We start from the raw sequence: 6,316 nt of genomic DNA on the forward strand, positions 1-6,316 counted from the left end.
CCGCCGGGGCCGGGCTCCACATCTACAGGGTGCGTCGGTAGCGCACCTCGGGCACGGCCACTCCGTCGTAGTCGTCGACCTGGACGCCACCATCGGCGACGTATCCGGCTCGTTCGTAGAAGCGCCGCGCCGTGCTGTTCTCGGTGAGTACCCACAGGAGCACCGAGTCGAAGCCCTGGGCCGGAGCGTGAGCATGGACGGATTCGATCAGCGTGCGACCGATTCCGGACCCGATGAGTGAGGGCTGAACGTACAGGGCGTAGAGCTCACCCGTGGGCGCACGTGTTCCCGCGATGCGTTCGGGCCCGAAACAGGCCCAACCCACGATCTCTCCACGGGTGTTGACCGCCACCAGGTTGATCGCGCCCCCGCCCGACGTGCTGAAGTGCTGTCGGCGCGCGCACGCATCGGCTTCGACGGTCATGCGGTCGAGGTAGGACTGGGGCACCATCCCGGCGTATGCGGCCTTCCAGCCGCCCACTCGGATCGCTGATACGGCCGCAACGTCGGCTTCGGTCATCGCTCGTACGGTCAACATCCCGGCACCGTAAAGGAGTCGGCATCGTGACCGCCCGGCAATTGCGGGCGGGTGGCCGCCGTGTCCCGAGGACGTCGAAACGGACCGCTCCGGTCGGCGCCCCCTCTCTCGCCGCACCGATGATGTGGTCGATCGCGGTGGCGACGTCCCCGCCGGCATGGGTGGGCCGACCGCCTCGGAGATCACCCGGCCATGGACGAGCCGGTCGAGCCCCGCACGGCGGATCTCGGCCTCCTGCTGGGCGCAGTGGTCCACGGGTGGTGATCTCGGGGAAGTGGGTCCATGGATCGCGCTACGAACGGCGCGCCAGCAGGTGGGCGTCGAGGAAGCCCCGTTCGGAGGCAGGGTCGTGGAGCAGCCGGGCGAAGGGCACGAGCCCGGCGTCGGCCAGCAGTCCGGCGAGGCGGTCCACCGGCCAGCTGTAGGCAGGCGTCACCTTGTGGTCGAATCGGACCGGCTCCGGTCCGTCGGTCCCGAAGAAGGAGACCAGGAGCAGGCCGCCCGGCGCCAGGACGCGTACCTGCTCGGCGAGCAGCTCCGGCAGTTCCCCCGGCGGGGTGTGGATCATCGAGTAGTGGGCCAGGACGCCGCCGAGCGCGCCGTCCTCGACCGGCAGGGCCTCCATCCGCGCCTCCTGGAAGCGCAGCGCCGGACGGGCCCGCCGGGCGTGGTCGATCATGCCGGGGGAGAGGTCGAGCCCGAAGGCGTCCAGGCCCAGTTCGTGCAGCATGGCCGTCAGATGTCCGGGCCCGCACCCCACGTCCGCTGCCCGTGTGTTGCCCGTCGCGCGCACCAGTTCGGCGAAGGTGCCGATCATGGCCCGGGCGAACGGCTGCGTCTCCAGCCGGTCTGCGAACAGCGACGCGTACAGCTCGACGACCCCGTCGTAGGCCGCCCTGGTCTCATCCTGATGATCTGCCACAGGAAGGACTCTAAGCCGGTCGGGCAATTGATCTCGTGGCAGGTCGAGGCGAGGCGAGGCGAGGCGACGGACGCGGCGCGGGCCCGGCAAGATCCGAAAGGGACGATCTAGGCTTGGAAGGTCTGCCGAAGGAGCTCGCCGAATTCGGCCGGGTGCGTGGTCAGGCCGGTGTGCCCGCCGGGGAAGTGCAGGAGTTCCGTGCCGAGATGCTCGGCGAGCAAGGCGGCCGGGCGGTACGGCAGCTCGCCGCGTGAGTCCTGGCCGCAGGCGAGCACGAGCCGGTCCGACAGTGCCTCGAGCAGGTGGATGTCAGGGGCGTAGGACATGAAGCCCGGCACGATGCGGCCCACGAAGTAGGGCAGGTTGGCCATCGTCCGCTCGACCCGTGCCGCTGCCTGCGGCGGAAGCTCGATCTCGGCCTGCGGCCTGTTCGCATCGCCGCCCTTCTTGAGACCCGCGGCGAACACGGCCATCGCCGGCATGAGTCCCTCTGCGTGGAGCGTTGCCTGCACCTGAGCGAGGAGCACGCGGTGTTCGGAGGCGTCCGGCAGGACCTCGACCACCGGCGGCTCGTGCGCCACGAGGCGTGCGATGCGTTCGGGACGGGTGGTGAGCAGGTGCAGGGCGGCGATCGCCCCGAGCTGGAGCCGAAAACGCGCGCGGGCTCACCGGGCGACAGCAGTTCCAGTACCCGGAATGCGTCGTCGGCGTGTTCGGCCACGCGCTGCTCGGCCTCGGGGTCGTCCAGCGTGCTTCGGGACATGCCGCGCGGGTCGTAGGTCGCGACGGTCCAGTCGGCGGCCAGGTCGTCGGCGACGCCGTCGAAGGCGGCCGCACCGCCCGTCCCTCCGGGGATCAGCAGCAGGAGCGGGCCCCGGCCACGGACTTCGTAGTGCAGGGTCGCGCCGTTCACACGCAGGCTGCCAAGGGTCGGGCCGGTCATGCGGAGTCTCCTTCTCGGGACGGGGGCCAGTGCTCCAGGAGGGTGTGGAGGGCGTCGAGCGCGCGGACCCAGGACTGCTGCGGTGAACGCTCGTGCGCGAACCCGCCCGCCGCCTCCAGGGCGACGAAGCCGTGGAACGTGCTGCGCAGCAACCGGACCGCGTCGGTCAGATCGGGTTCGGCCAGCCCGTAGCCGCGCAGCATGCCGTAGGTCAGCTCGACCGCACGCCGTGGGCCGGGCGCCTCCGCGGCGAGTTCGGGGTCGATCCGGATCGGAGTCTGCGTCGCCGTGTAGCGGCCCGGACATGTGTGGGCGTACTCCCGCCAGGCGTTGGCGAACGCGACCAGTGCGTCCTTGCCCGCCCGCCCGGAGGTCGCCTCCGCGATGCGGATGGTCTTCTCGTCCGCCGCCAGCAGTGCGATGCGGCCGCGCAGATCCTCGAGGCCCCGGACATGGGCGTAGAGGCTCGCGTCCTTCACGCCCAGCCGCCGCGCCACCTGCGACATGGTCACCTGGCCGAGCCCGACCTCGTCCGCCAGCTCGGCGCCCGCGATCGTCACGCGCTCCGCCGTAAGCCCTGCCCGTGGCATGCATCCTCCCAATTCCTAGGGGCTCTAGTTTTAACCTAATGGTCCTAGGAATGCCAAATGGAAGGTGTGCCTGTGGCATTGGGCGGACCAGGGCATGTCGGTGCCCGCTGGTAGCGTCCTGCGTTCGAACAGAAGAGATCACGAGGAGACAGCGATCGTGCAGGAAGTGGCGTGTCATGAAGTCAGCGGCGAGGCGATCGCCCTGGCGCTGAGGGATATCAGAAGCCGGACGTTCGGCCATTGGCACGACATGCGCTACGGGTGCCTGTCGGTGGGGAAGTTGGAGGAGATGCAGGACGATCTCCTCGACCACGCCGCAGCGCGCGCCGTGGAGACCCCGGTGGCCGACGAGTCGATGCGTGTGGCGCTGCTGACCGCGGCGGAGTGCTCCCTCGGGGTACTGAGTGCCGGCTGCTTTCCCGACGGCGACCAGGAAGTCACCTTCTCCCTCATCGACGAGTCGCTCAGCAGCGACACCCTCGTCTTCCGCGACTTCGTGAAGCAGGCCCCCACGGCCGGAACTTGGATCGACGCCTTCGAGTTGTGCGTGTCCAGCGGCCTGATCCGGGAATGGCGGCAGATGATCGGGCCGCTCCTGGTGGACGACTACGCGCCCGCGATCCGCGACGGAGTGCCCTACTCGGCGCTGGACTCCACGTCCGACCCCGCGGACCTCGCCGCCATGGACGCACTGTGCGGCTATCTGACCCGGCCCCCGGCGGACCGGCCGTACGAGTGGCCCAGGGTCGCGTTGGGCAAGCCGGACGCCGCAGAGCGCGCGGAGGCGGCCCGCAAGCTGGACGCAGCAGGCGGGCTGACTCCGGATCAGCGTCTCCTTCGCGTGCTCCTCGACGACGACCAGGCCGCCTTCGAAGAGGCCCTCGTGGCCCGGCTCGTCGCACACCGGGAGAGCCGGGGCCCTGATCCCGCTCCCCGGTCACTCCTGCCGCTCGGCGCCCTCGCCCTGGCCACCCTCGCCGCGCAGGTGCACGGGTGGGTGCTGGGCGTCCGGTCCGGCTACCTCCCTGCCCCCTTGCCGGGCTTCGCGCCGTAATGGCCGTGACCCATCCGGAACTTCATGGCTTCGGTTCCGGCCGCTTCGATGTGCGCGATCAGCAGGGACCTCAGCGGCTCCGGAAGCCCCTTGCCGTGTGCCCCGGTCCATTCGAGCGTGCCGAACAGTTCGGCCGCTCCGTCGAGTTGGAGCGGGGTCGAAGGCCGCTCGGCGGTGAAGGCGGTGAGGACGAGGCCGGGGGCCTCGGCCAGCAGCAGGCCTTGCACGGCCATGTCGTACCACATCGAGCCGCCGGACTCCCCGGAGCGGATCCCGGCCCATGCCAGCAGGGCGCGAATCCGCTCCGTCCCGTCGGGGTAGCGGCGGCGGGCGAGAGCGGCGAGCCGGTCCTTGGCTTCCTGCAATTGATGCGACCAGGCCACGAGGTCGCGCCCCGGCGGGCGAGCCACGTCCGCGGCGACCCCGGCCAGCCCGTCCGGTGCGGCCCGTACCCAACGCATCCGGCGCCGCTCGGCATCCGCCTCCTCGAGGGCCAGTTCCGCCTGGACCTCCCGCGATCCGGTCAGACCGCGACCGGCCAGCCATTCGGTGAGTGCCGGACCGTCCCGCAGATCGGCGTCGCAGTCACCGAGCCCTCGGAGACCGTCCTGGTGGTGCAGCGTCCACCGGGCCAGCAGCTCGCCGTTCGGGTCGTGCACCACGACCGTCGGCCAGCCGGAGCACAGGCAGCGGTCGCCGGTCCCGCCGTCCACGACGGCCAGCAGCTCGGCCAGGTCGGCGATCCCGGAACCGGTCACGACGATCCGCGGCCGGTCGGTGGAATCGGCCTCGTCTGCCGCGACCGAACCCTCGACGATCACGACGCGCGCGGCACGGGCCAGCACCGCCCGCAACCGGGCCGTCGTCGGCGGGCCCTCGGCCGTGGCCACTGCTTTCCGGAAAGTCACGTCCGCGAGAATATCCCCGCACCCCGCCCCCACTCTCCCCGCACCCTCCCCGGGTCCCGAGCCCTGCCGCCCCCGTACGCGAACCACCCGGAGGACCGCCACCCATGAGCCCGCACTTGGCCGATCGGCTGCGACAGTCCGGACGGGACACCGGACACGCGGAGTTCGCCGAACGCATGGTGCAGGCCCTGCAGGACGGGCTCGGGGCTCTGGAAGCCCTCCCGCGCCGCGACGAGTTCTGGCGGGGCTGGGCCAATGACCGAGCCACGATCCACAAGCTGGGAGTCTTCGCGGCCGGGCGGCTGCAACGAGATGCGAGCGACCGGACGGCGCGGTGGACGCTCGTGGCCCTCGCGCTCGCGCACGGCGCCAATGACGGCGGGCTGCCCCTGCTCGGGCCGGAGGTCGCCGCCGACCCCGCTGTCGTCGCCGACGCACTGGTCATCGCGGACTGGGTCCGGCAGGAGATCGGGTTCGATCTCACCACGGAGTTGCGCGAGGTGTGCGCGTGCGCCGATCGCGCGGCCCTGGAATCGCTCGCGCGGGCGGAGCGAAGAGAGGCGGCACGGGCCGCGCTGCGCGTTCTGGAACGGCCGACGGAGCAGTGAGCGGCTCGGAGTCCCGGGGATGAACCTGCGCGGAAGGCGACGTGGCGGCAGGGGCCGCGGCCGCTGTGCGGGGCAGGGTGGCCGGTATGAGCATGGACGTGGACGCGGTGATCCTCGAGTTGTACGGACTGAAGCCGGCGGACTTCACCGCCGCCCGCGACGGCTACGCGGCCCGGGCCCGCCGGGACAAGGACACCGCTGCCGTGGCCGCGATCGGCGCCCTGCGCAAGCCGACCCTGGCCGTATGGGCGGTGAACCTGCTGGCCCGTACCGATCCGGACCAGGCCGAGGCGCTGCTGCGCCTGGGCACCGAGCTGCGCCGTGCGTACCGGGAGCTCGACGGCGGGCGGATGCGTGCGCTGTCGCACGAGCAGCACCGGGTGATCGGCGCACTGGCCGGGGAGGCCGGACAGCTGGCGGCCGGGGCGGGGGAGCGGCTTCGGGAGACGGTGCTGCGCGAGGTCGCGGAGATCTTCCACGGACTGCTGGCCGATGAGGACGCCGCCCGGCAATGGGCGACCGGCTGCCTGGTGAAGGCGCCGGCCGTGGCCGTGGGCTTCGACGGGCTGGAGCCCGCCCCGGGCGCCGTGCCCCCGCCTGCCGCCCCCGCACCCGCTTCCGCTCCCGCTCCCGCTCCCGCACCCGCTCCCGCACCCGCTCCCGCCACGGTCGCCCCGGTCCGGCCGGTGGACGAGCGGGCCGCTGAGAAGCGCCGGACCCGGAGGGCGGCGGCCCGGGAACGGGCCGCGGACG

General features: G+C 71.9%; 7 protein-coding genes and 1 pseudogene. 3 read left to right on the plus strand and 5 right to left on the minus strand.

From position 1 onward, the window contains the following. Window positions 1-22: 22 nt before the first annotated feature. From ACWGE1_RS23675 to ACWGE1_RS23690, 4 genes and pseudogenes are all read right to left on the minus strand, one after another. Window positions 23-520, minus strand: a complete 498-nt coding sequence (locus tag ACWGE1_RS23675) for an N-acetyltransferase family protein (RefSeq protein WP_453422491.1) — start codon at window positions 518-520, stop codon at window positions 23-25. A 310-nt stretch (window positions 521-830) separates the two neighbouring features. Further along, the gene (locus ACWGE1_RS23680) at window positions 831-1,460 is read right to left on the minus strand and encodes a class I SAM-dependent methyltransferase (protein ID WP_453422492.1); all 630 of its coding nucleotides are present in this window, start codon (window positions 1,458-1,460) and stop codon (window positions 831-833) included. 107 nt (window positions 1,461-1,567) lie between these two features. Continuing rightward, a pseudogene (locus tag ACWGE1_RS23685) lies at window positions 1,568-2,403 on the minus strand (alpha/beta fold hydrolase). Further along, complete coding sequence (locus ACWGE1_RS23690) at window positions 2,400-2,993, minus strand: TetR/AcrR family transcriptional regulator (RefSeq protein WP_453422493.1); 594 nt, start codon at window positions 2,991-2,993, stop codon at window positions 2,400-2,402. Before ACWGE1_RS23690 ends, ACWGE1_RS23685 begins: the two are co-directional and overlap by 4 nt. Before the next feature lie 166 nt (window positions 2,994-3,159). On the opposite strand from ACWGE1_RS23690, the gene ACWGE1_RS23695 reads away from it, so the two are divergent. Next, the gene (locus tag ACWGE1_RS23695) at window positions 3,160-4,047 is read left to right on the plus strand and encodes an immunity 49 family protein (RefSeq protein WP_453422494.1); all 888 of its coding nucleotides are present in this window, start codon (window positions 3,160-3,162) and stop codon (window positions 4,045-4,047) included. On the opposite strand, the gene ACWGE1_RS23700 is transcribed toward ACWGE1_RS23695, so the two are convergent. Further along, a complete protein-coding gene (locus ACWGE1_RS23700; protein WP_453422495.1) occupies window positions 4,011-4,955 on the minus strand; it encodes a hypothetical protein in 945 nt (314 codons plus the stop codon). The genes ACWGE1_RS23695 and ACWGE1_RS23700 overlap by 37 nt on opposite strands. 104 nt (window positions 4,956-5,059) lie before the next feature. Here ACWGE1_RS23700 and ACWGE1_RS23705 point away from each other — a divergent pair, with 104 nt between their 5' ends. Continuing rightward, on the plus strand, window positions 5,060-5,563 hold the full coding sequence (locus ACWGE1_RS23705; protein ID WP_453422496.1) for a hypothetical protein: 504 nt from the start codon (window positions 5,060-5,062) through the stop codon (window positions 5,561-5,563). Window positions 5,564-5,649: 86 nt separating this feature from the next. Then, the coding region (locus tag ACWGE1_RS23710) for a hypothetical protein (RefSeq protein ID WP_453422497.1) at window positions 5,650-6,316 on the plus strand (667 nt) is incomplete at its 3' end.

This window comes from Streptomyces sp. NPDC054932 (assembly GCF_053610205.1).

Coding starts and splice junctions, on each gene's coding strand:
- ACWGE1_RS23675 (WP_453422491.1), bottom strand. CDS start 520: ATGACCGAAGCCGACGTTGCGGCCGTATCAGCGATCCGAGTGGGCGGC.
- ACWGE1_RS23705 (WP_453422496.1), top strand. CDS start 5,060: ATGAGCCCGCACTTGGCCGATCGGCTGCGACAGTCCGGACGGGACACC.
- ACWGE1_RS23690 (WP_453422493.1), bottom strand. CDS start 2,993: ATGCCACGGGCAGGGCTTACGGCGGAGCGCGTGACGATCGCGGGCGCC.